This window comes from Burkholderia sp. AU30198 (assembly GCF_020419825.1).
GTDB lineage: Bacteria > Pseudomonadota > Gammaproteobacteria > Burkholderiales > Burkholderiaceae > Burkholderia.
Genome location: NZ_JAIZSA010000009.1, coordinates 23,544 through 46,858, shown reverse-complemented (window position 1 = coordinate 46,858; position 23,315 = coordinate 23,544). Strand labels below are relative to the sequence as shown.

The window sequence follows — 23,315 nt, the reverse complement described above, 5'->3', positions numbered from 1 at the left end:
AGGAGCAGAATCATGGCAAAAGGCGCACGCGACAAGATCAAGCTTGAGTCGACCGCTGGTACGGGTCACTTCTACACGACCACGAAGAACAAGCGCAACATGCCGGAAAAGATGGCGATCAAGAAGTTCGATCCCGTCGTCCGCAAGCATGTGGAATACAAAGAAACCAAGATCAAGTAATCTCCGGTTTCTGCTAGCCTGACGGCGACCGAAAAGCCCCGCACATGCGGGGCTTTTTGTTTTGCGCGCACGCTCCGGCGCGACGCGGTATGCTCTCCCCTTTCCGCGGCTACGGCCGCCGGAACGCACAAGATCAAAAGCGTAACGATGGAGATGCAGCATGAAATTCGACGTGGCGATCGTCGGCAGCGGCCTGGCAGGGCTGTCGGTCGCACTCAATCTGGCCAGCACGCGACGTGTCGCGCTGATCGCAAAGCGGTCGATGATGGAGGGCGCGAGCGATAACGCGCAAGGCGGCATCGCGGCTGTCCTCGATTCGGCGGACAGCATCGAGAACCATGTCGACGACACGCTGGTCGCCGGCGGCGGCTTATGCGACGAAGGCGCGACGCGCTACATCGTCGAGCACGGCCGCGAAGCGATCGAATGGCTGATCTCGCAGGGCGTGCCGTTCACGAAAGACGACGCGGCCGAGCTCGGCTTCCACCTCACGCGCGAAGGCGGCCACAGCCACCGCCGGATCATCCACGCGGCCGACGCGACCGGCCATGCGGTGCTCGCAACGCTGTCCGAGCGTGCGCGCCAGCATCCGAACATCACGTTCTTCGAGAACCACCACGCGATCGACCTGATCACGTCGGACCGGCTCGGCCTGCCCGGCCGCCGCTGTCACGGCCTGTATGCGCTCGACGTCGACAACGACCGCACGATCACGATCGAAGCGCCGCATACGGTGCTCGCAACGGGCGGCGCCGGCAAGGTTTACCTGTACACGACGAACCCCGACACCGCGACCGGCGACGGCATCGCGATGGCGTGGCGCGCGGGCTGCCGCGTGTCGAACATGGAATTCATCCAGTTCCACCCGACCTGCCTGTTCCATCCGTATGCGAAGTCGTTCCTGATTTCGGAAGCCGTGCGCGGCGAAGGCGGGCTGTTGAAACTGCCCGACGGCACGCGCTTCATGCCCGCGCACGATCCGCGCGCCGAGCTTGCGCCGCGCGACATCGTCGCGCGCGCGATCGACTTCGAGATCAAGAAGCGCGGGATCGACTGCGTGTATCTCGACATCAGCCACCAGCCGGAAGCGTTCCTGCGCGAACACTTCCCGACGATCCACGCGCGCTGCCTCGAATTCGGCATCGACATCGCCAAAGAGCCGATTCCCGTCGTGCCGGCCGCACACTACACGTGCGGCGGCGTCGTCACCGACCTCGCCGGGCGCACCGATCTCGCGGGCCTGTATGCGGTCGGCGAAACGTCGTACACGGGGCTCCACGGCGCGAACCGGCTCGCGAGCAACTCGCTGCTCGAATGTCTCGTGATCGGCCGCGCGGCGGCAGAGGCGATCGAGGCAGCCGGCTTCGATGCCGAAACGCCGGCCACGCTGCCCGCGTGGGACGAAAGCCGTGTATCGGATGCGGACGAGGAAGTCGTCGTTGCGCACAACTGGGACGAATTGCGCCGCCTGATGTGGAACTACGTCGGCATCGTGCGCACCGACAAGCGCCTCGAACGCGCGAAGCACCGGCTGTCGCTGCTGCGCGACGAGATCCAGGAGTACTACGCGAACTTCCGCGTGACGCGCGACCTGCTCGAACTGCGCAACCTCGTCGACGTGGCAACCCTGATCGTGAAGAGCGCGCACTCGCGCCGCGAAAGCCGCGGGCTGCACTACAGCCGCGACTGGCCGAACTCGCTACCGAAGGCGCTGCCGAGCGTGCTCACGCCGCGCGCGCGTCGCTGAGCGTACGCCCTTCCCGGCTGCGGCCGGGGGCGCACAAGAAAAAAGCCGTTGGCGTTTGCGCGCCAACGGCTTTTTTGTCTGACTGGACGAGGTTCGATCAGTCGACGATCCGCATCGAATAGTCGGTCGCGCGTACGTCCTTCGTCAGCGCGCCGATCGAGATGCGATCGACGCCCGTTTCCGCGAACGCGCGCACCGTGTCGAAATTGACGCCGCCGGACACTTCGAGCACGGCCTTGCCGTTCGCCACGCGCACCGCTTCGCGCATCATGTCGAGCGTGAAGTTGTCGAGCAGCACCGACTGCGCGCGATGCGCGAGCGCCGTGTCGAGCTGCGCGAGCGTCTCGACTTCGACCTGCACGGGCACGCCCGACTCCAGCGCGAATGCCGCGTCGAGCGCCTCGCCCACACCGCCTGCGGCCGCGATGTGGTTCTCCTTGATCAGGATGCCGTCGTACAGTGCGAGACGCTGGTTCTCGCCGCCGCCGACGCGCACCGCATACTTCTGCGCGAGCCGCAGGCCCGGCAGCGTCTTGCGCGTATCGAGGATCTTCGTGCGCGTGCCTTCGACGCGATCGACATAGCGGCGCGTCGCGGTCGCGACGCCCGATAGCAGCTGCAGGAAGTTCAGCCCGTTGCGCTCGGCCGTCAGCAGCGCACGCGCCGGCCCGTCGAGTTCGCAGACGGTCGAATCGGGCGTCATGCGGTCGCCTTCGCGATAGCGCCATTGCACGGTAATCGACGGATCGATCCGGGCGATCACGGCCTCGAACCACGGCACGCCGCACAGCACGGCTTCCTCGCGCACGATGATGCGTGCACGGCGATGCCCGCCGGCCGGTACGAGCCGCCCGGTCTGGTCGCCGGTACCGACGTCTTCCGCGATCGCATCGGCCACGTTGCGCGCGATCGCCTCGTCGAATGCCGCGCCGTATTGCTCGCGGACGACGTTGAACAGCGGGGATACAGCCTGACTCATGCAGCCCCCACGTTCGCAAACAGTTGCTGGTCGCGCTGCAGATCGCCGCTCGCCTGCACGCGCTTCTTGTGCGCCGCTGCGAAATCGAGCATCCGGTCGATCGGCAGGCGAGCACGCTCACCGATCGCGGGATCGACGAAGATCTCGTTGTGACCGCGTTCGAGCACGTCGGCGAGGTTCGCGAGGCCGTTCATCGCCATCCACGGGCAGTGCGCACAGCTCTTGCAAGTCGCGCTATTGCCGGCCGTCGGCGCCGCGATGAAGGTCTTGCCGGGCGCGGCAAGCTGCATCTTGTGCAGGATGCCGAGATCGGTGGCGACGATGAAGCGCGTCGCGTCGAGCTTGACGGCCGCGTCGATCAGCTGCGTGGTCGAGCCGACCACATCGGCCTGCGCGACGACGTTCTCCGGCGATTCGGGGTGGACCAGCACCTTCGCATCCGGATATTCGGCGCGCAGCAGGTCGAGTTCGATGCCCTTGAACTCGTCGTGAACGAGGCACGAGCCTTGCCACAGCAGCATGTCCGCGCCGGTTTTCTTCTGGATGTAGCTGCCGAGATGGCGATCCGGCGCCCAGATGATCTTCTCGCCGCGCGCGTGCAGGTCGGCCACGATCTCGAGGCCGATCGACGACGTGACCATCCAGTCCGCGCGCGCCTTCACAGCCGCGCTGGTATTCGCGTAGACGACGACGGTGCGGTCGGGATGCGCGTCGCAGAACGCGGAGAATTCGTCGACCGGGCAGCCGAGATCGAGCGAGCAGGTCGCGTCGAGGTCGGGCATCAGGATCCGCTTGTTCGGGCTCAGGATCTTCGCGGTTTCGCCCATGAAGCGCACGCCGGCGACGACCAGCGTCTGCGCGTCGTGATCGCGGCCGAAGCGGGCCATTTCGAGCGAATCGGCGACGCAACCGCCGGTTTCGTCGGCGAGTTCCTGCAACTCGGCGTCGACGTAGTAGTGCGCGACCAGCACGGCCTTTTCACGCACGAGCAATGCCTTGATGCGCTCCTTCAGCGCGACCCGCTCTTCGGCGGACGGTGCGTCGGGCACCTTGGCCCATGCCTGCCCCACGCCGCACACGGTCCCAGCTGCAATGGGCCGGTCGTACTCGACGGGTTTGATCGTCGATTGCATCTCCATATCTCCTGTCGATCGGAGTTAGCGCTTCAGCGCTTACTCCGATCCCATGCTTCGCGGTCGACCCGTGTTAGCGCTTCAGCGCTTACTCGGGTCCCATGCTTCGCGGTCGATCAGCGTTAGTGCTTTAGCACTTACGCTGGTCCCATGCTTCGCGGTCGACCAGCGTCAGCGCTTGAGCGCCAACTCCGATCCCATCCCCTGATCTCGCCCTGGAACAACGCATCCACGCTGCCCCAAGCCTCATACGAATCCGGCCCTGCCAATCACAGTTCAAAAACCGGCGGACCAAATAAAAAACCCCGCCAACGCGGGGTTTTTGACGTCCTTAGATTCTAATCGATTTCGAATCAGGCGTAGCGGCGCAGGCGCGTCGCGAATTCCTGCAGCGCCTTGATACCGCTTTGTTCTGCGCGATGGCACCAATCCTGCAATTGCGCGAGCAGCTGTTCGCGCGATGCGGTCGAACGATCCCAGATCGCAGCGAGATCCTGGCGCAGCTGGAAGTACGTCTGCAGCTTCTGGCTGTTCGCGAAGATTTCCGGCAGCAGCTTCTTCTGCGGCTCGTCGAGGCCGTCGGCATCCTTGTGGAACCACTTGCGCGCGCCGCGCATCATCTGGTACTTCTCGCCGCCGATTTCCTTCAGGTGCGCGAGCTCCTGGCGGTACGCACGCTTCACGGCCTTGCCGTAGCGCGCCATCACTTCGTAGCGGTTCGACAGCACGGCCTGCAGCGTTTCCTGGTCGAGCACCGTCTTCGGCTTGTTCAGGCGCGGCGTCGGCGCGACCTTCTTCACCTTCGCGAGACCGAACGCCGACATGATGCGGATGTACATCCAGCCGATGTCGAACTCGTACCACTTGTTCGACAGCTTCGCCGACGTCGCGAACGTGTGGTGGTTGTTGTGCAGCTCTTCGCCGCCGATCACGATGCCCCACGGGAACAGGTTCGTGCTCGCGTCGGCCGAGTTGAAGTTGCGATAACCCCAGAAGTGACCGAAGCCGTTGACGACGCCAGCCGCCCAGAACGGAATCCAGACCATCTGCACGGCCCACACGGTCAGGCCGAGCACGCCGAACAGCGCGACATCGATCACCATCATCATGCTGATGCCGAGAATCGGGTACTTCGAATAGACATTGCGCTCGACCCAGTCGTTCGGCGTGCCGTGCCCGAACTTGCGCATCGTCTCTTCGTTCTTCGCTTCCGCACGATACAGCTCGGCACCTTCGAGGAACACCTTCCAGATCCCGCGCGTCTGCGGGCTGTGCGGATCTTCCTCGGTCTCGCACTTCGCATGGTGCTTGCGGTGAATCGCGGCCCACTGGCCGGTCAGCATGCCGGTCGTCATCCACAGCCAGAGGCGGAAGAAGTGGCTCGCGATCGGATGCAGCTCAAGCGCGCGGTGCGCCTGGCAGCGGTGCAGGTAGACCGTCACGCCGATGATCGTGACGTGCGTGACGGCGAGCGCGAACAGCGCGACCTGCCACCACGAAAAATGCAGGAGCCCGTGGGAAAGAAAATCGAGCAGGGAATTCAACAAGGCAGTTACCTGTGATGAGAGCGACGCCGGCCCGCGCCAAGCGTCAGAAAAATGAAAGCATACCGCGTGTAGACCAGAATTTTACTTCAACCGTTCCAAGTCTTTGTAAAAAATGAACATTTTCTTGCCCTGACGCAACAAGCGCAGTCCACGGGCGGACTTGGAAAGGCCCGCGATCCGGTTCCGACCGCGGGGTCGATACGATTGACGGCTGGCGTGCGCTACGCAGCCGGTGCGCGCCCGTCCACCGCGCCGTTGCCGGCCGCCGAATCGAGCCCGCCCGCGGCAGGAAAGCCATCAGGCAACCCGACGACACGCACTTCGCGCTGCGGGAACGGAATCGAAATCCCGTGCTCGCTGAACAGGCGCCAGATGTTGCGGTTCACCGTCGAACGCACGCCGGACGTGCCTTTCGCCGAATCCTCGATCCAGAAACCGAGCTCCAGGTCGATCCCGTCCGCACCGAAACTCACCAGATACGGGGTCGGAGCGGGCTCCGCCAGCACGCGCGGCACACCCTTCGCGGCATCGGCGAGCAGCGTGAGCGCATGCTCGACGTCGCTCGTGTACGCGACCTGCACCGCGACCTTCGCGTAGCCGCGCGTCAGGTACGACGACTGGTTCTGCACGACGTCGGTGATCAGCTTCTCGTTCGGGATCAGCGTCTCGTTGCCGTCGAGGCCGCGCACGACCGTATAGCGCGTGCGGATCTGCGTGACGATGCCCTGCAGCCCGCCGACGCTGATCGCGTCGCCGAGCCGCAGCGAGCGGTCGAGCAGGATGATGAAGCCCGACACGTAGTTGCTGGCGATCTTCTGCAGCCCGAAACCGAGGCCGACACCCACCGCACCGCCGAACACGCCAAGCACCGTCACGTCGATGCCGACCAGCGACAGCCCGATCAGGATCGCCGCGAACACGAGCAGCGCGCGGCCGACCCGCGACAGCACGACCTTCAGGTTCGCGTCGAGCGTGCTCGCGCGCGTGAGGCGATCCTCGAGCACCGAGCCGAGCCACATCGCGACCATCAGCGTCACGCACACCCACAACGCGCCCGAGATCACCGACAGCAGCGTGAGATGCGCATTGGCGACACGGAACTGCACGCTGTCGAGCCAGCCGAGCACGTCGCGCTGGATGCCGAGCACGGTCAGCACCATCGCGGCCCACACGACGGTCGACACGAGCTTCTCGACGATCGACAGCCACGCATGCGTGTGGCCGTCGCGCGCGAACACACGCCGCGCGAAGAAGAACAGCACGTAGATCGACCCGATGCCGAACAGCGGCACGAGCGCGAGCGACAGCAGTGACGTCGACATGAACGGGTCGAACGCGAGCTGCGCGGCGCCGACGAACCCGCTGCCGAACAGCGGGAACAACGCGCGCTTCAGGCTTTGCGCGCCCGCGCCGGGCGCGCGGCCGGCCGCGCGGCGACGCGCATCGATGCGGCCGTGCACGAAGCGCGCGGCCACCCACGCGAAGCACAGCGCACCGACCAGGATCGCCGCCTGCCAGATCATCACCGGCTGGTGGAAGTCACGAATGACCGATGCCAGCCGGTGCGACAGCAGGCGGCTCTGCAGATTTTCCATCGTCCGTCCGGGCAGTCGTTACTGCGCGGCGCGCCGTTCGAGCACCGCGGCGAAGAAGCCGTCGGTCGCGTGACGATGCGGCCACAGCGACAGGTAGTCGCCCGTCTCCAGCTCGATGCGCTGGTCGGCCAGCACCTGCTGCGCCGGCACCAGCACGAAATCGGGATGATCGGCCAGGAACTGTTCGACGATGCGTTCGTTCTCGGCGTCGAGCACGCTGCAGGTCGCGTAGATGAGCCGGCCGCCCTTCTTCACGAGACGCGCGGCGCTCGCGAGGATCGACGCCTGCTTCGGCGTCAGCTCGTCGATCGCCGTGCGCGTCTGGCGCCACTTCAGGTCAGGATTGCGGCGCAGCGTGCCGAGGCCGCTGCACGGCGCGTCGACCAGCACGCGGTCGATCTTGCCGGCGAGCCGCTTGATCTTCGCATCGTGTTCGCTGTCGATCAGCACCGGGTTCACGTTCGACAGCCCGCTGCGCGCGAGGCGCGGCTTCAGCTTCGCGAGACGCTTTTCCGACACGTCGAACGCATAGAGGCGCCCGGTCGAGCGCATCATCGCGCCCAGCGCGAGCGTCTTGCCGCCCGCGCCCGCGCAGAAATCGACGACCATCTCGCCGCGGCGCGGCGCGACCAGCGAGCACAGCAGCTGGCTGCCTTCGTCCTGCACCTCGATCGCGCCTTCCTCGAACAGCCGCAGGCGCGTCAGCGCCGGCTTGCCGACCACGCGCACGCCGAACGGCGAAAACGGCGTCGCGCCCGCATCGATGCCTTCCGCGCGCAACCCGTCGATGACCTGATCACGGCTGGCCTTCTGCACATTGGCACGCAGGTCGAGCGGCGCCGGGTAATTCAGCGCGGCGGCGAGCTGCGCAAGCTCCTCGCCATCGAAACGGGCCGACAATGCCTGGTGGATCCAGTCGGGCAGGTTCGAGCGAATGCGCACCGGCAGGCTCGCCGGATCGATCTTCGACACGTGCTCGAGCCACGCGGACTCGGTGTCGGACAGGAACGGCTTCAGCGCGTTGCGGCCAACCGTCTGCATCAGGCCGAGCAGCGTCAGGCGCCGCGCGGGCGTACCGGTGCCGCTCTCCGCGAGATGCGAAAACTCCATCTTCCGGCGCAGCACCGCGAACACCGCTTCGGCGATCACGCCGCGCTCGGCATGCCCGAGCTTCGGGTGCGCGCGGAAGAACCGGCTCGTCGTCGCGTCGGCGGGGCCGGCGAACTTCAGCACCTCGGCCAGCAAAGTCTCGGTCTGGCCGATCAGGAATCCGTGCAGTTTCATACGCCCTCACTCGTTTCGGTATGCGGTTGATCCGCGAAAATCCAGCGCGCCTCTTCCGGCGCCACCACTGCACGGCCGTTCTCGAGGCGCAAACGGCCCTCGACGAACCAGCGCACCGCGCGCGGATACAGCACATGCTCGACCGTCAGCACGCGCAGCGCGAGCGCGGCCGCGTCGTCGCCCGCGCGCACGGGCACCGCGCCCTGCGCGACGATCGCGCCGCTGTCGAGCTCGGGAATCACGAAATGCACGCTCGCGCCATGCAGCGCGACACCCGCGTCGAGCGCCTGCTGGTGCGTGTGGATGCCCTTGAAGCTCGGCAGGAGCGACGGATGGATGTTCAGCAGCCGGCCTTCGTATCGTCTGACAAATGCGGGCGTGAGGATGCGCATGAAGCCGGCGAGGACCACGAGATCGGGTGCGAATCGGTCGATCTCGGCGGCGAGCACCGCGTCGAAGCTGTCGCGGCCGTCGAACGACCGGTGGTCGACCACCGCCGTCGCCACCCCGTGCGACGCGGCAAAAGCCAGGCCGGCCGCGTCGGGCCGGTTGGCGATCACGGCGGCAACCTCGGCCGGCCAGCGTTCCTGCGCGCACGCGCGGACGATGGCCTCCATGTTGCTGCCGCGACCGGAAATCAGGATCACGAGTTTTTTCATTCGCGAATTTTACCATTCGCCCCCGCGTTTCCCCCCTTCTCGGCCGCCGGCCCGCCCGAACGTTTATAATCTTCTGCTTTGCGGCATCCCACCGCCCATTCCCCGACGCTGCATCCGCTATCGTGAAAGTCTTCCGCGGCCTGCCCAACGCCGAGAGCCGCGCCCCGTGCGCGCTGACGATCGGCAACTTCGACGGTGTCCATCGCGGCCACCAGGCCCTGCTCGCGCGCGTGCGCGCGGCAGCGGACGCGCGCGGCCTGCCCGTGTGCGTGATGACGTTCGAGCCGCACCCGCGCGAATTCTTCAACCCGGCCGGCGCGCCGCCGCGCATCGCGATGCTGCGCGACAAGCTCGAGGCGCTGCGCGATCACGGCGTCGACCGCGTGGTCGTCGAGCACTTCAACCACACGTTCGCGAGCCAGTCGCCGCAGGCGTTCGTCGAACGCACGCTGGTGAACGGGCTGCACACGCGCTGGATGATGGTCGGCGACGATTTCTGCTACGGCGCGAAACGCGCGGGCACCTTCGACACGCTGCAGGCGGCCGGCGCGCAATACGGCTTCGAGGTCGAGCAGATGGGTACGGTAGCCGGCAGCGACGGCACACGCATCTCGAGCTCGGGCGTGCGCGCCGCGCTCGCGGCCGGCGATCTCGACGCGGCCGCGCAGGCGCTCGGCCACGGCTATGCGATCAGCGGCCACGTCGCGCACGGGCTGAAGCTCGGCCGCGACCTCGGCTTCCCGACGCTGAACATACCGATCGCCCACAAGCGGCCGGCGCTCGCGGGCATCTTCGTCGTGCAGGTGCACGGCCTCGGCCCGGCCCCGCTGCCGGGCGTCGCCAGCCTCGGCCTGCGCCCGACCGTCGACGATTCGGGCCGCGTGCTGCTCGAAGTCCACCTGCTCGACTGGCACGGCGACGCGTACGGCAAGCTCATCCGCGTCGAATTCCTGAAGAAGCTGCGCGACGAGGCGAAATTCGACGATCTCGAGGCGCTGTCGCGCGCGATCGCGCTGGACGTCGCGAATGCGCGCGCGTACTTCATCGAGCGCGACCGTGCGCCGGGCAGCCGCGCCACCGGCTTCTCGACGTCGGCCACCGACCGAATTAGCTGATCCGGACGGCGGCGCCTTGCGCCGCACCCTCGCGCCGCTCACTCGCGCGCATACCCGATTCACGACGCTCGCGCGTCCCCCGAGATTTAGATAGCGATCCCATCATGAGCAACAAGAAAGCCGATTCGAAACCGCAGGCCAAGTATCCGGTCAACCTGCTCGACACGCCGTTCCCGATGCGCGGCGACCTGCCCAAGCGCGAGCCGCAGTGGGTCAAGGAATGGGAAGAGCGCGGCCTCTACGAGAAGATCCGCGCGGCCAGCGCCGGCCGGCCGAAGTTCATCCTGCACGACGGCCCGCCGTATGCGAACGGCGACATCCACCTCGGCCACGCCGTCAACAAGATCCTGAAGGACATCGTCGTCAAGTCGCGCAACATGGCCGGCTTCGACGCGCCGTACGTGCCGGGCTGGGATTGCCACGGGATGCCGATCGAGATCCAGATCGAGAAGCAGTTCGGCAAGTCGCTGCCGGCCGCCGAAGTGATGAGCAAGGCGCGCGCGTACGCGACCGAGCAGATCGAAAAACAGAAGGTCGGCTTCAAGCGCCTGGGCGTGCTCGGCGACTGGGCCAATCCGTACAAGACGATGAACTTCGTCAACGAGGCGGAAGAGATCCGCGCGCTCGGCAAGATCATCGAGAAGGGCTATGTGTATCGCGGGCTGAAGCCGGTGAACTGGTGCTTCGACTGCGGCTCGGCGCTCGCCGAAGCAGAAGTCGAGTACAAGGACCGCACCGATCCGACGATCGACGTGATGTTCGCATTCGCGGAACCGGAAAAGACCGCACAGGCGTTCGGCCTGCCGGCCCTGCCGCGCGCCGAAGGCGGCATCGTGATCTGGACCACCACGCCGTGGACGATCCCGGCGAACCAGGCGCTGAACCTCCATCCGGAAATCGTCTATGCGCTGGTCGACACCGAGCGCGGGCTGCTGATCATCGCGGAAGAGCGCGTCGAAGCATGCATGACCGACTTCAAGCTGACCGGCCGCGTCATTGCGACCACGCCGGGCGTGAAGCTCGCGGGCCTGCGCTTCCACCACCCGCTCGCGTCGGCTCACCCGGGCTACAAGCGTACCGCGCCCGTCTACCTCGGCGACTACGTGACGACCGACACCGGTACCGGCGTCGTGCACTCGTCGCCCGCGTACGGTATCGAGGACTTCGTGTCCTGCAAGGCGCACGGGATGACCGACTCGGACTTCATCAACCCGGTGATGGGTGATGGCCGCTACATCGAATCGCTGCCGCTGTTCGGCGGCCTGTCGATCTGGGACGCGAACCCGAAGATCGTCGACGCGCTGAACGCGGCCGGTTCGCTGCTGCGCAGCGAGAAGTACTCGCACAGCTACATGCACTGCTGGCGCCACAAGACGCCTATCATCTACCGCGCGACGTCGCAGTGGTTCGCCGGCATGGACGTGACGCCGCGCGACGGCGGCAAGACGCTGCGCGAAACGGCGCTCGAAGGCGTCGACGCAACCGCGTTCTACCCGTCGTGGGGCAAGCAGCGCCTGTTCAGCATGATCGCGAACCGTCCCGACTGGACCCTGTCGCGCCAGCGCCAATGGGGCGTGCCGATGGCGTTCTTCGTGCACAAGGAAACCGGCGAGCTGCACCCGCGCACGCTCGAGCTGCTCGAGGAGGTCGCGAAGCGCGTCGAGCAATCGGGCATCGAGGCGTGGCAGACGCTCGACCCGCGCGAACTGATCGGCGACGACGCGAACCTGTACGAAAAGAACCGCGACACGCTCGACGTGTGGTTCGACTCGGGCACGACGCACTGGCACGTGCTGCGCGGCTCGCACAAGGATCAGCTGCAGTTCCCGGCCGATCTCTACCTCGAAGGCTCGGACCAGCACCGCGGCTGGTTCCACTCGTCGCTGCTCACGGCGTCGATGATCGACGGCCGTGCGCCGTACAAGGGCCTGCTCACGCACGGCTTCACGGTCGACGGCGAAGGCCGCAAGATGAGCAAGTCGCTCGGCAACGGCATCGACCCGCATGAAGTCGCGAACCGCCTCGGCGCGGAAATCATCCGCCTGTGGATCGCATCGACCGACTACTCGGGCGAGCTCGCGATCTCCGAGGAAATCCTGAAGCGCGTGACCGAAGGCTATCGCCGCATCCGCAACACGCTGCGCTTCCTGCTCGCGAACCTGTCGGACTTCGACTTCGCGCAGCACGCGGTGCCGGTCGACGAGTGGCTGGAAATCGACCGCTATGCGGTCGCATTCTCGCAGCAACTGCAGACGGAGCTGCTCGGCCACTACGAGAAGTACGAGTTCCACCCGGTCGTCGCGAAGCTGCAGACGTACTGCTCGGAAGATCTCGGCGGCTTCTACCTCGACGTGCTGAAGGACCGCCTGTACACGAGCGCGGCCGATTCGCGCGCCCGCCGCTCCGCGCAGACGGCGCTGTACCACCTGACGCACGGCCTGCTGCGCGTGCTCGCACCGTTCCTGTCGTTCACGGCGGAAGAAGCGTGGAAGGTGTTCCAGCCGGCCAGCGAAACGATCTTCACGGAAACCTACTACGCGTATCCGGAAGTCGCCGGCTCCGCCGCGCTGATCGAGAAGTGGGCGCTGCTGCGTGATGTGCGCGGCAACGTGACGAAGGCGCTCGAGGAAGCGCGCACCGCGAACCGCATCGGTTCGTCGCTGCAGGCCGAAGTCGCCGTGCATGCGAGCGGCGCACGCTACGACGCGCTCACGAGCCTCGGCGAGGATCTGAAGTTCGTGCTGATCACGTCGGCCGCGACGGTCGTCAAGGTCGACGACGAAGCACAGGAAAGCGTCGACGTGGCCGCGTCGAAGTACCAGAAGTGCGAGCGCTGCTGGCACTACCGCGAAGATGTCGGCGCGCACGCCGATCATCCGACGCTGTGCGGCCGCTGCTTCTCCAACCTGTTTGAAAACGGCGAAATCCGGAGCGCTGCTTGACTATGGCGAAAACCCTGTCGAAACCGGCCAGCGGCGCGCTTGCGCCCTGGCTCGGCATTTCGCTGATCGTGATCCTGTTCGACCAGCTGTCGAAGATCTCGATCCTGAAGACGTTCGTGTACGGCGCGCAGCACGAGCTGACGTCGTTCTTCAACCTCGTGCTGGTGTACAACCGCGGCGCCGCGTTCGGCTTCCTGTCGACCGCGGGCGGCTGGCAGCGCTGGGCGTTCACCGCGCTCGGCATCGCCGCGACGCTCGTGATCTGCTTCCTGTTGAAGCGTCACGGCCAGCAGCGCCTGTTCAGCCTGTCGCTCGCGCTGATCCTCGGCGGCGCGCTCGGCAACGTGATCGACCGGCTCGTCTACGGCCACGTGATCGACTTCCTCGATTTCCATCTCGGCGCCTGGCACTTCCCGGCGTTCAACCTCGCCGATTCCGCGATCACGATCGGCGCGGTGCTGCTCATCTACGACGAACTGCGTCGCGTGCGCGGCTCACGCTAAGCGCGCATACTCGGCGTCGACGGCCGGCTTCGCGCCGGCCGTTCCGTTCGACCCTTGGAGGCCTGAGTTGGCACACGCAGAACTCGCTGGAAAACACCTCGTTCTCGGCCTGACGGGCGGCATCGCCTGCTACAAGATCGCCGAGCTCACCCGGCTGCTCACGAAGGCCGGCGCGACCGTCCAGGTCGCGATGACCGAAGCCGCCACCCAGTTCATCACGCCCGTCACGATGCAGGCGCTGTCGGGCCGGCCCGTCTACACGAGCCAGTGGGACGCGCGCGTCGACAACAACATGGCGCACATCGACCTGTCGCGCGAAGCCGACGCAATCGTGATCGCACCCGCGTCGACGGACTTCCTCGCGAAGCTCGCGCACGGATTCGCGGACGATCTGCTGTCCACCCTGTGCGTCGCGCGCGATTGCCCGTTGCTCGTTGTCCCCGCAATGAACCGCCAGATGTGGCAGAACCCGGCCACGCAGCGCAACGCCGCGCAACTGCGCGCGGATGGCGTGTCGGTGCTCGGCCCGGATTCGGGCGCGCAGGCGTGCGGCGAAGTCGGCGATGGCCGGATGCTCGAGCCCGAAGCGATCTATGAAGCGATCGTCGCGCACTTTGCGCCGAAGGTGCTCGCGCACCGGCGCGTGCTGATCACGGCCGGCCCGACGTTCGAACCGCTCGACCCGGTGCGCGGCCTCACGAACCGCTCGAGCGGCAAGATGGGCTTCGCGCTCGCGCGCGCCGCGCAGCAGGCCGGCGCCGACGTGCATCTCGTCGCGGGGCCGGTGGCGCTCGACACGCCGTGGGGCGTGTACCGCCAGGACGTGCAGACGGCCCAGCAGATGTACGACGCGGTCATGCATGCCGTCGCCGATGCCGACATCTTCATCGCGGTGGCCGCGGTCGCCGACTGGCGCGTTGCGCAGCCGTCCGAGCACAAGATGAAGAAGACGGCCGACCACAAGGTGCCCGCGCTCGCGTTCGTCGAGAACCCCGACATCCTCGCGTCGGTCGCGGCGCTGCCCGATCCGCCGTTCTGTGTCGGGTTCGCGGCCGAAAGCGGCGACCTCGACGTGCACGGCGACGAGAAGCGCAAGCGCAAGAACGTGCCGCTGCTCGTCGGCAACCTCGGCCCGCTGACGTTCGGTCGCGACGACAACGAAGTCGTGCTGTTCGAGGCCGCCGGCCTCACGCGCCTGCCGCGCGCACCGAAGGACGAACTCGCGCACACGCTCGTCGCGGAAATCGCGAAGCGCCTGCCCGACAACCGCCTGATCTGATCACCCGCGCGGCGGCGCTTGCCGCCGCGCCCTTCCCGACCGATTCGACGACCGCATGAAACTCGACCTGAAGATTCTCGACGCGCGCGTGCGCGACTACCTGCCCGCCTATGCGACCACCGGCAGCGCGGGCCTCGACCTGCGCGCATGCCTCGACGCCCCCGTCACGCTGCAGCCGGGCGAAACGACGCTCGTGCCGACGGGCCTCGCGATCCACCTCGCCGATCCCGGCTATGCGGCGCTGATCCTGCCGCGCTCGGGCCTCGGCCACAAGCACGGGATCGTGCTTGGCAACCTGGTCGGCCTGATCGACTCCGACTACCAGGGCCAGTTGATGATCTCGACGTGGAACCGCGGCCAGACCGAGTTCGTGCTGAACCCGTTCGAACGGCTCGCGCAGCTCGTGATCGTGCCGGTCGTGCAGGCGCAGTTCAACATCGTCGACGATTTCGCCGAGAGCGATCGCGGCGAAGGCGGCTTCGGCAGCACCGGCCGCCACTGAACGACGCAATGAAAAAAGGGGCCTCGCGGCCCCTTTTTCTTGTCCTTCGCCGTCATTCCTGGACGGTTTGCGCGATCCGCGCGGGCGTCAGGTCGCGCTGCCGCGACTGAGCCACGATCGCATAGATCACCAGCGCGACCAGCACCCCAAGCAGCACGGCCGACGACCCGACCGTGCCGAGCGCGAGGCCGCCCTTCGCGACCGGCTTCGTCAGCAGGTCGCCGACCGTCGCACCGAACGGGCGCGTGAGCACGAACGCAGCCCAGAACAGGAACACGCCAGAGATCCGCGTGAAGTAGTGCGCAAGCACGATCACCGCCAGCAGCCCGCCGATCAGCAGCGCGCCGCCGCCGAAACCGAGCCCCGAGCTGTCCGCGAGGAAGTCGCCGAGCGCAGTGCCGAGCGTGTTCGAGAACAGGATCGCAATCCAGTACAGCAGTTCGACCTTGCGCGTGCGAATCAGGTCGACCGACAGCGATTCGCCGCTCAGGCGCCAGACCGCGAAGATCGCCAGCAGGATCGCGACGAGGATCGACGAACCGGCTGCGTAGCCGAGGCCGAGCGTGCGGTCCATGAAGTCGGACATCGTCGTGCCGGCCGTGCTCGTCGCGACGATCACGGCCCAGTAGATCGCCGGGCGATAGCGTGTCGTCTTGAGCTGTGCGCCCAGCGTCACGAGAAAGAAACCGAACAGCAGGATCGAGCTCACCGCGTAGCCGACGTTCAGCGTCATCGACAGCAGGTCGCCGCCGGTTTCGCCGAGCGTCGTCGCGCAGATCTTCATGATCCAGAACGCGAGCGTGATTTCGGGAAGTTTGTTCATTCGAACCCCTTTTTGCAGGAAAGCGGCGGGCCGGCGCGTGCCGGCCTGCCTTGCAGACAGGATCGAATGTAGTCGCCGCGGGCTTAACGGAACCTTAGCGAGCGGAAAAACGCAGCGGGCGGGCGCACCGGTACCGTCAACGAGCGTGTTCGTGCCGGTAATGCAGCGCATACGCGAGCGTCAGCAGCACGACGAACACGATGCCGACCACCATCGTCATCCGGAATTCGCGTGTGAACGCGGTCGTGAACAGGATCGCCGCGACGAGGCCCGCACCGAGCAGGCTGCCGAACGGGTGCCCCCACATCCGAAATGAGAGCGCGGGGCCGCGATACCGCGCACGGAAGCGCAGGTGCGTGACGAAGATCATCATCCACGTGAACAGCGCGCCGAACATCGCGATCGCCATCATCACGGTGAACGCGGTATCGGGCGCCAGCGCGACCAGCACGGCCGCGACCGCGACGCCGCTCGTCGAGATCCACAGCGCCGCGCGCGGCACGCCGTTGGCGCCAAGCCGGCCGAACACCGCTGGTGCGAGCCGCGCACGCGACAGGCTGAACATCATCCGCGTCGTCACGTAGAGCTGGCTGTTCATCGCCGACAGCGCCGCGATCAACAGCACGAAGTTGATCACGCCTGCCGCGTACGGCACGTGGGTCGCGGCCATCACCTTCACGAACGGGCTTTCGTCGGTGCCGGCCTGCGTCCACGGCACGATCGCGAGCATCAGCGACAGCGTCAGCAGGTAGAACAGCACGAGCCGGAACACGGTCGAGCGGAACGCGCGCGTGACCGCGTGCTGCGGATCGCGTGCCTCGCCAGCCGCGATCGCGACGGCTTCGATGCTCATGTAGCTGAAGATCGCGACGATCACCGCGACCCAGGTGCCCCACGGCCCCTTCGGCATGAAGCCGCCGTGCGCGGTGTAGTTCGCGAAACCGACGCCCGATGCGGCCGGCGCCGACCACACGAGATAGGCGCCGAGCACGATGAACACGACGATCGCCGCGATCTTCAGCAGCGAGAACGCGTATTCGACCGTGCCGTACAGCGTGACGCTCGCGAGGTTCACCGCGATCAGCAGCGCGGAGAAGCCGATCACCCAGTACCAGCCGGGCACGGCCGGGAACCAGTACTTCATGAACACGGCAATCGCGCTGATCTCGGTGCCGATCGCGAACACGACCGCGAACCAGTACGCATAGCGCACCAGGAAGCCCGCCAGCGGGCCGACATAGTGCTCGGCATACGCGCCGAACGAGCCGGCGGTCGGGTGCGCAACCGTCATTTCCGCGAGCGCACCCATCAGCAGCAGCGCGATCAGCGCACCGATCGCATACGAGACCAGCACGCTCGGGCCGGCGAGCCCGATCGCGAACCCGCTGCCGAGAAACAGCCCCGTGCCGATCGCGCCGCCGATCGCTATCATCGCCATCTGCCCTGACGTCAGCGCATGGCGCAAACCCTGTTCGCGCGCGACGATGTCGTCGAACGTCCGTTGTTGTTGTGTCACTGCGTTGCCACTCCCCTGCACCACCAACGCGCCGCCGGCGCCAGATAAAACGAAACGGCGCGGAAAACATCCCGCGCCGTTCGCATGAACTACCCGATTATCGCTTACTCGACTTCGACCGCCTCTTCGTTCGGCTTGTGCGGCGGATTCGCCAGCTTGTCGAACGACAACTGCACCTTGTCGTTTTCGTCGACATCGACCGTCACGTGGCCGCCGTTGACGAGCTTGCCGAACAGCAACTCGTCGGCCAGCGCGCGCCGGATCGTGTCCTGGATCAGCCGCTGCATCGGCCGCGCACCCATCAGCGGGTCGAAGCCGTGCTTCGCGAGATGCTTGCGCAACGCGTCGGTGAAGAGCGCGTCGACCTTCTTCTCGTGCAGCTGTTCCTCGAGCTGGATCAGGAACTTGTCGACCACGCGCATGATGATTTCCTCATCGAGCGAGCGGAAGCTGATGATCGAATCCAGGCGGTTACGGAACTCCGGCGTGAACAGGCGCTTGATGTCGGTCATCTCGTCGCCCGTCTCGCGGCGCGTGGTGAAGCCGATCGTCGCCTTCTGCATCGACTCGGCGCCCGCGTTCGTCGTCATGATGATGATGACGTTGCGGAAATCCGCCTTGCGGCCGTTGTTGTCCGTCAGCGTGCCGTGGTCCATCACCTGCAGCAGCACGTTGAAGATGTCCGGATGCGCCTTCTCGATTTCGTCGAGCAGCAGCACGCAGTGCGGCTTCTTCGTGACGGCTTCGGTCAGCAGACCGCCCTGGTCGAACCCGACGTAGCCCGGCGGCGCGCCGATCAGGCGGCTCACCGCGTGACGCTCCATGTATTCCGACATGTCGAAGCGGATCAGCTCGATGCCGAGCGTGAACGCGAGCTGGCGCGCCACTTCGGTCTTGCCGACGCCCGTCGGGCCGGAGAACAGGAACGCGCCGATCGGCTTGTCCATCTTGCCGAGGCCCGCCCGCGCCATCTTGATCGATGCAGCCAGTGCATCGATCGCCGGATCCTGGCCGAACACGACGCTCTTCAGGTCGCGGTCGAGCGTCTGCAGCTTGCTGCGATCGTCCTGCGACACGCTCTGCGGCGGCACACGCGCGATCTTCGAGATGATTTCCTCGATCTCGCTCTTGCCGATCGTCTTCTTCTGCTTCGACTTCGGCAGGATGCGCTGGGCGGCGCCCGCTTCGTCGATCACGTCGATCGCCTTGTCCGGCAGGTGACGGTCGGTGATGAAGCGCGCCGACAGCTCGGCCGCGGCCGACAGTGCGCCCGACGAATACTTGACGCCGTGGTGTTCCTCGAAGCGCGACTTCAAGCCGCGCAGGATCGCAACCGTCTGCTCGACGGTCGGCTCCGTCACGTCAACCTTCTGGAAGCGACGCGACAGCGCCGCATCCTTCTCGAAGATGCCGCGATACTCGGTGAAGGTGGTCGCGCCGATGCACTTGAGCACGCCCGACGACAGCGCCGGCTTCAGCAGGTTCGACGCATCGAGCGTGCCGCCCGACGCGGCGCCCGCGCCGATCAGCGTGTGGATCTCGTCGATAAACAGGATTGCGTGCGGGCGCTCCTTCAGCTCCTTCAGCACCGTCTTCAGACGTTGCTCGAAATCGCCGCGATACTTGGTGCCCGCGAGCAATGCGCCCATGTCGAGCGAGTAGACCTGCGCGTTCGCGAGGATGTCCGGCACTTCGCCGCGCGTGATGCGATAGGCGAGCCCTTCCGCGATCGCGGTCTTGCCGACGCCGGCTTCGCCGACGAGCAGCGGATTGTTCTTGCGGCGACGGCACAGCACCTGGACCACGCGCTCGACCTCGGGCTCGCGACCGATCAGCGGATCGATCCGGCCGTCCTTCGCCATCTGGTTCAGGTTCTGCGTGAACTGCGCGAGCGGCGTTTCCTTCTGCGCGTTCGCGTCTTCGCTTTCCGCGTTCGCATCGGTCGACTTCGCGGCTTCGCCGTTGTTGGTCTTCGCGATGCCGTGCGAAATGAAGTTCACGACGTCGAGCCGCGTGACGCCCTGCTGCTGCAGGTAGTAGACGGCGTGCGAATCCTTCTCGCCGAAGATCGCGACCAGCACGTTCGCGCCGGTCACTTCCTTCTTGCCGTTCGACGTCGACTGGACGTGCATGATCGCGCGCTGGATCACGCGCTGGAAACCGAGCGTCGGCTGGGTATCGACATCGTCGGTGCCCGGGACGGTAGGTGTGTTGTCGTGGATGAAATTGCGCAGGTTCTGACGCAAATCCTCGATGTTTGCCGCGCACGCGCGCAACACCTCGGCTGCCGTCGGATTATCCAGCAGGGCCAGCAGCAAATGCTCGACCGTAATGAACTCATGGCGCGCCTGGCGTGCTTCCATGAACGCCATGTGCAGGCTGACTTCCAATTCCTGGGCAATCATGCTTCCTCCATCACGCACTGCAGCGGATGCCCGGCCTGCCGCGCATGGGTAACGACTTGCTCAACCTTGGTCGACGCGATGTCCCGCGTATAGACCCCACAAACCCCTCGCCCTTCGCGATGGACCTTCAGCATGATCTGCGTGGCCGTCTCGCGATCCTTCTTGAAATACTCCTGGACCACCATCACGACGAACTCCATCGGCGTGAAGTCGTCGTTCAGCAGCACCACCTTGTACATCGAAGGCGGCTTGAGCTTCTGCTGCTTGCGTTCCAGGACGGTGCTGTCCTGCTTGTCCGGGATAATCGCCATACACCCATTCTAAACAACTCGGACAGGCCCGCAATCCTGCCATTACCCGACCGACCGGCCGGCGCCCTCCCCGGAATCCCGGAACACGCGATCTTCTTCGTGCCATACGAAAGCCGGCTGCGGTGCCGGCTTTCACGCGTGGCGCGGAACACGAACCGTCAGGGGGAACCGCACCGGAACGTCGTGTCCGCATCCAGTATCCCACAAGCCGGGACGACTCGAACGCGTGTCACTCGAGCCTGGTATATGAGCCGATTATGCGGCTTTTCAAGACCTCGCGCTTGGCCGCGTGCTGCTAAGCAAAGCCGGAAAAACCCTGAAAATGGGTTCTTTACAACGTCCCTCTAAACGTCTAAAAATTCCACTTGACACTCCAATAAAGAGCGCCAACAATCAAGCTGGCACTTTTTTCAATTTGCCGGTTGGCAAAATGAAAGAGGCCGAAGGTGAGCTTGTGAGGGGGGAACGGCTGCATTTTCCGGTCGTTTAGCTTTTCGAGCGTGCTCGTGGTAAGTAGCAGCGACTGTGTGACAGGGGAAGTAGGAAATGGCAACTGGTATCGTTAAGTGGTTCAACGACGCGAAGGGCTTCGGTTTCATCACTCCCGATGAGGGCGGTGAGGATCTGTTTGCGCACTTCTCGGCTATCACCATGAATGGCTTCAAGACGCTGAAGGAAGGCCAGAAGGTGAGCTTTGACGTCGTTCAAGGACCGAAGGGCAAGCAAGCGTCGAACATCCAGGCCGCATAAGGCACCGGATATCAGACGAAGAAACCCGGCGCAGGTATTGCGCCGGGTTTCTTTATTTGAGGCCGGCCAATCGATAATCGATTGGCCGGCCTTTTCGTTCAATCCCGATAATTGAACACGCATTGTCTTGTCTCGCGCGCAAATCGGATACTCGTCCGACGCGTGAAACATAATCGCCACTTCGTTACACGACCTTCAGCGTGCCCATCATGCCGAGATCCTCGTGTTCGAGAATGTGGCAATGAAACATGCGCTCGCCTGGCATGTCTTGCGTGACAAGAATCGTCACGGTTTCGCCGCTGCGCACGTTCACGGTATCGCGCCATGCGCGGAACGGTTCGCTCGTGCGCGAACCGCCCGACGCACGCTCGATCACCTGGAATTGCGTGCCGTGCAGATGGAACGGGTGATCCATGTCGGTGCCATTGCGGATCGTCCAGCGCTCGATGTCGCCACGGCGGCTCGTCAGCGTCGCGCGGTGCGGCGCGTAGGTGTCGCCGTTGATCGTGAAGCGCATGCCCGCCGGGCGGCCGTGCGCCCCGCCCTTCATCATCGCGTCCATGTCCATCTCTTCGCCGAACGCGACCTCCTTGTGCGCGACCGGCTCGCCCAGCGGCGGCACCGCGCGCAGCGTCGCCGGCAGCGTACGCGCGGCGGCCGGCGCAAACGCGACGTCGGCCAGGGCCAGCGCCGGATCGGGCGGCAGGCTGCCGTGCCCGTCATCGTGCGACATCGACATCTTGCGGCGGTCGTATTCGGCCGCCTGCAGCACCGCGCGCGATGCACGATCGCCGGCGCGCACCAGCAGCTCCGCGCGTTCGCCCGGCGCGATCAGCAGCGACGTGACGCGGCGCGGTGCGTCGAACAGCCCGCCGTCCGTGCCCGCGTGCTCGAACGCGCGGCCGTCGTCGAACGCGACGCGCAGGTAGCGTGCGCTGCACGCGTTCCACACGCGCCAGCGCTCGTCGCCCGCGACGTCGATCCGCGGCCGGCGCGCGCCGTTGACCAGCACGAACTGGCCCTCGCGGCCGTTCATCCAGTCCATCATGTCGTTCGGTGCAATCGTGCCGTCGCGCGCAAGCTTCAGGTCCGACACGAACAGATTGCGCTCGGGCCAGCCCGCCAGCGGATCGTCCGCGGCGCGCACGATGAACGGGCCAGCCAGCCCGCGGAAGACCTGCTCGGCCGTCATCATGTGCGGATGCGGGTGGTACCAATAGGTGCCGGCGCTCCCCTTCGGCAACGTGAAGCGGTACACGCGCGACGCGCCGGGCGCGACGGGATCGGACGGATTGCCGTCCTGGTCGGGCGGCACGGGCAGGCCGTGCCAGTGGATCGTCGACGGCTGCGGCAGCTGGTTCACGAACTTGATCTCGACCGTGTCGCCCTCGCGCACGTCGATCAGCGGACCGACGACGGGGCCCTGCGTGCCCGCGCCGAACTGCCAGAAAGTGGTCGGCCGTACACCGTGCAGCATCGGGCGCGCCACGGGCTGCGCCACCAGCGTGGCCCGGAACGTGCCGGGCTCGCGGCTTTCGTTCGCGAGCGTGCGCAGCGCCGCAAGCGGCGCGCCGGCCGGCAGCGCGTCGGCAGCCGCGAGCGCGGCCGGTGCGGACTTGCCGTGCTGCCCGTGACCCGCCATGCCCGGCATGCCGGGCATGTCATCCATCGAATCCATGCCGGCCATGCCTGCGTGACCGGCATGCTGCGCCCACGCGGCGCGCGCGAACAGCGACGCGGCCGCGACACCGATGGCGCGCGACAGGAAGGTTCTCCGTATCATCAATCGTTCCTCGTTATCCATGCTGCGTCGCGCGGCCGCCGCAACACCCGCGCCAGCCGGCTGTCGCGCCGATGCGCGACGCGAATCCTGATGCCCGCGTCATCATAACCGCAGGCCCATATCGAAAAGCACCGCCGCCGGCCGGGCGGCGATACGCCGCAGGGTTCAACGACGCCGCACCCGATGCGGTACACGTCGACCGACATCGTCGACCCGCGCTGCACGGCCCGTCACTCGCGACCGCAGCACGCCACTCAACCCT

19 protein-coding genes are annotated in these 23,315 nt (G+C 66.0%); 8 read left to right on the top strand and 11 right to left on the bottom strand.

What is annotated here, in order from left to right; translation table 11 throughout:
* Positions 1-12 precede the first annotated feature (12 nt).
* Positions 13-180 (top strand): 50S ribosomal protein L33, encoded by a 168-nt coding sequence (gene rpmG, locus LGN19_RS20135; protein WP_006478046.1) that lies wholly within the window; start codon positions 13-15, stop codon positions 178-180.
* Positions 181-340: 160 nt separating this feature from the next.
* Positions 341-1,927: an L-aspartate oxidase gene (nadB, locus tag LGN19_RS20130; protein ID WP_174917516.1), complete on the top strand. Its 1,587-nt coding sequence runs from the start codon at positions 341-343 to the stop codon at positions 1,925-1,927.
* Positions 1,928-2,024: 97 nt separating this feature from the next.
* Here nadB and nadC read toward each other — a convergent pair whose 3' ends face one another.
* The 6 genes from nadC to purN all read right to left on the bottom strand — a co-directional run bounded on the left by nadC (position 2,025) and on the right by purN (position 9,124).
* Positions 2,025-2,906: a carboxylating nicotinate-nucleotide diphosphorylase gene (nadC, locus tag LGN19_RS20125; protein ID WP_226216774.1), complete on the bottom strand. Its 882-nt coding sequence runs from the start codon at positions 2,904-2,906 to the stop codon at positions 2,025-2,027.
* Entirely contained in the window at positions 2,903-4,039 is a 1,137-nt protein-coding gene (gene nadA / locus LGN19_RS20120) for a quinolinate synthase NadA (protein ID WP_122946750.1), read from the bottom strand. Before nadA ends, nadC begins: the two co-directional genes overlap by 4 nt.
* Before the next feature lie 353 nt (positions 4,040-4,392).
* Positions 4,393-5,586: an acyl-CoA desaturase gene (locus LGN19_RS20115; RefSeq protein ID WP_175223023.1), complete on the bottom strand. Its 1,194-nt coding sequence runs from the start codon at positions 5,584-5,586 to the stop codon at positions 4,393-4,395.
* A gap of 221 nt (positions 5,587-5,807) precedes the next feature.
* Positions 5,808-7,181, bottom strand: coding sequence for a mechanosensitive ion channel family protein (locus LGN19_RS20110; protein ID WP_226216772.1), 1,374 nt, complete (start codon positions 7,179-7,181; stop codon positions 5,808-5,810).
* 18 nt (positions 7,182-7,199) lie between these two features.
* Positions 7,200-8,465, bottom strand: coding sequence for an RsmB/NOP family class I SAM-dependent RNA methyltransferase (locus LGN19_RS20105; RefSeq protein WP_226216770.1), 1,266 nt, complete (start codon positions 8,463-8,465; stop codon positions 7,200-7,202).
* Positions 8,462-9,124, bottom strand: a complete 663-nt coding sequence (purN, locus tag LGN19_RS20100) for a phosphoribosylglycinamide formyltransferase (protein WP_226216769.1) — start codon at positions 9,122-9,124, stop codon at positions 8,462-8,464. The genes LGN19_RS20105 and purN overlap by 4 nt, the downstream gene beginning before the upstream one ends.
* 122 nt (positions 9,125-9,246) lie before the next feature.
* Between purN and LGN19_RS20095 the strand changes: the two genes are divergently transcribed.
* The 5 genes from LGN19_RS20095 to dut all read left to right on the top strand — a co-directional run bounded on the left by LGN19_RS20095 (position 9,247) and on the right by dut (position 15,465).
* A complete protein-coding gene (locus LGN19_RS20095) occupies positions 9,247-10,239 on the top strand; it encodes a bifunctional riboflavin kinase/FAD synthetase (RefSeq protein WP_174955445.1) in 993 nt (330 codons plus the stop codon).
* Positions 10,240-10,343: 104 nt separating this feature from the next.
* The gene (ileS, locus tag LGN19_RS20090; RefSeq protein ID WP_122946089.1) at positions 10,344-13,181 is read left to right on the top strand and encodes an isoleucine--tRNA ligase; all 2,838 of its coding nucleotides are present in this window, start codon (positions 10,344-10,346) and stop codon (positions 13,179-13,181) included.
* A gap of 2 nt (positions 13,182-13,183) precedes the next feature.
* Positions 13,184-13,684 carry a signal peptidase II gene (gene lspA / locus LGN19_RS20085; protein ID WP_122946090.1) on the top strand — a complete coding sequence of 167 codons (501 nt, stop codon included), beginning with the start codon at positions 13,184-13,186 and terminating at the stop codon, positions 13,682-13,684.
* Positions 13,685-13,751: 67 nt separating this feature from the next.
* The gene (gene coaBC / locus LGN19_RS20080; RefSeq protein ID WP_226216767.1) at positions 13,752-14,963 is read left to right on the top strand and encodes a bifunctional phosphopantothenoylcysteine decarboxylase/phosphopantothenate--cysteine ligase CoaBC; all 1,212 of its coding nucleotides are present in this window, start codon (positions 13,752-13,754) and stop codon (positions 14,961-14,963) included.
* 55 nt (positions 14,964-15,018) lie between these two features.
* A complete protein-coding gene (dut, locus tag LGN19_RS20075; RefSeq protein ID WP_226216766.1) occupies positions 15,019-15,465 on the top strand; it encodes a dUTP diphosphatase in 447 nt (148 codons plus the stop codon).
* Positions 15,466-15,517: 52 nt separating this feature from the next.
* Here dut and LGN19_RS20070 read toward each other — a convergent pair whose 3' ends face one another.
* The 4 genes from LGN19_RS20070 to clpS form a co-directional block, all read right to left on the bottom strand.
* Positions 15,518-16,288: a hypothetical protein gene (locus LGN19_RS20070; RefSeq protein ID WP_122946092.1), complete on the bottom strand. Its 771-nt coding sequence runs from the start codon at positions 16,286-16,288 to the stop codon at positions 15,518-15,520.
* A 136-nt stretch (positions 16,289-16,424) separates the two neighbouring features.
* Positions 16,425-17,804 carry an amino acid permease gene (locus LGN19_RS20065; RefSeq protein ID WP_226216764.1) on the bottom strand — a complete coding sequence of 460 codons (1,380 nt, stop codon included), beginning with the start codon at positions 17,802-17,804 and terminating at the stop codon, positions 16,425-16,427.
* Positions 17,805-17,908: 104 nt separating this feature from the next.
* Positions 17,909-20,209: an ATP-dependent Clp protease ATP-binding subunit ClpA gene (gene clpA / locus LGN19_RS20060; protein WP_122946093.1), complete on the bottom strand. Its 2,301-nt coding sequence runs from the start codon at positions 20,207-20,209 to the stop codon at positions 17,909-17,911.
* Positions 20,206-20,520, bottom strand: a complete 315-nt coding sequence (gene clpS, locus LGN19_RS20055; protein WP_006398529.1) for an ATP-dependent Clp protease adapter ClpS — start codon at positions 20,518-20,520, stop codon at positions 20,206-20,208. Before clpS ends, clpA begins: the two co-directional genes overlap by 4 nt.
* 546 nt (positions 20,521-21,066) lie before the next feature.
* On the opposite strand from clpS, the gene LGN19_RS20050 reads away from it, so the two are divergent.
* A complete protein-coding gene (locus LGN19_RS20050) occupies positions 21,067-21,270 on the top strand; it encodes a cold-shock protein (protein ID WP_006478030.1) in 204 nt (67 codons plus the stop codon).
* 184 nt (positions 21,271-21,454) lie between these two features.
* Here LGN19_RS20050 and LGN19_RS20045 read toward each other — a convergent pair whose 3' ends face one another.
* Positions 21,455-23,053 (bottom strand): multicopper oxidase family protein, encoded by a 1,599-nt coding sequence (locus LGN19_RS20045; protein WP_226216762.1) that lies wholly within the window; start codon positions 23,051-23,053, stop codon positions 21,455-21,457.
* Positions 23,054-23,315: the final 262 nt, after the last annotated feature.

What these genes read in the sequence shown, in the direction of transcription:
- rpmG (WP_006478046.1), top strand. Translation starts at nt 13, where the DNA reads ATGGCAAAAGGCGCACGCGACAAGATCAAGCTTGAGTCGACCGCTGGT.
- nadB (WP_174917516.1), top strand. Translation starts at nt 341, where the DNA reads ATGAAATTCGACGTGGCGATCGTCGGCAGCGGCCTGGCAGGGCTGTCG.
- nadC (WP_226216774.1), bottom strand. Translation starts at nt 2,906, where the DNA reads ATGAGTCAGGCTGTATCCCCGCTGTTCAACGTCGTCCGCGAGCAATAC.
- nadA (WP_122946750.1), bottom strand. Translation starts at nt 4,039, where the DNA reads ATGCAATCGACGATCAAACCCGTCGAGTACGACCGGCCCATTGCAGCT.
- LGN19_RS20110 (WP_226216772.1), bottom strand. Translation starts at nt 7,181, where the DNA reads ATGGAAAATCTGCAGAGCCGCCTGCTGTCGCACCGGCTGGCATCGGTC.
- LGN19_RS20105 (WP_226216770.1), bottom strand. Translation starts at nt 8,465, where the DNA reads ATGAAACTGCACGGATTCCTGATCGGCCAGACCGAGACTTTGCTGGCC.
- purN (WP_226216769.1), bottom strand. Translation starts at nt 9,124, where the DNA reads ATGAAAAAACTCGTGATCCTGATTTCCGGTCGCGGCAGCAACATGGAG.
- ileS (WP_122946089.1), top strand. Translation starts at nt 10,344, where the DNA reads ATGAGCAACAAGAAAGCCGATTCGAAACCGCAGGCCAAGTATCCGGTC.
- lspA (WP_122946090.1), top strand. Translation starts at nt 13,184, where the DNA reads ATGGCGAAAACCCTGTCGAAACCGGCCAGCGGCGCGCTTGCGCCCTGG.
- dut (WP_226216766.1), top strand. Translation starts at nt 15,019, where the DNA reads ATGAAACTCGACCTGAAGATTCTCGACGCGCGCGTGCGCGACTACCTG.
- LGN19_RS20070 (WP_122946092.1), bottom strand. Translation starts at nt 16,288, where the DNA reads ATGAACAAACTTCCCGAAATCACGCTCGCGTTCTGGATCATGAAGATC.
- clpA (WP_122946093.1), bottom strand. Translation starts at nt 20,209, where the DNA reads ATGATTGCCCAGGAATTGGAAGTCAGCCTGCACATGGCGTTCATGGAA.
- clpS (WP_006398529.1), bottom strand. Translation starts at nt 20,520, where the DNA reads ATGGCGATTATCCCGGACAAGCAGGACAGCACCGTCCTGGAACGCAAG.
- LGN19_RS20050 (WP_006478030.1), top strand. Translation starts at nt 21,067, where the DNA reads ATGGCAACTGGTATCGTTAAGTGGTTCAACGACGCGAAGGGCTTCGGT.
- LGN19_RS20045 (WP_226216762.1), bottom strand. Translation starts at nt 23,053, where the DNA reads ATGATACGGAGAACCTTCCTGTCGCGCGCCATCGGTGTCGCGGCCGCG.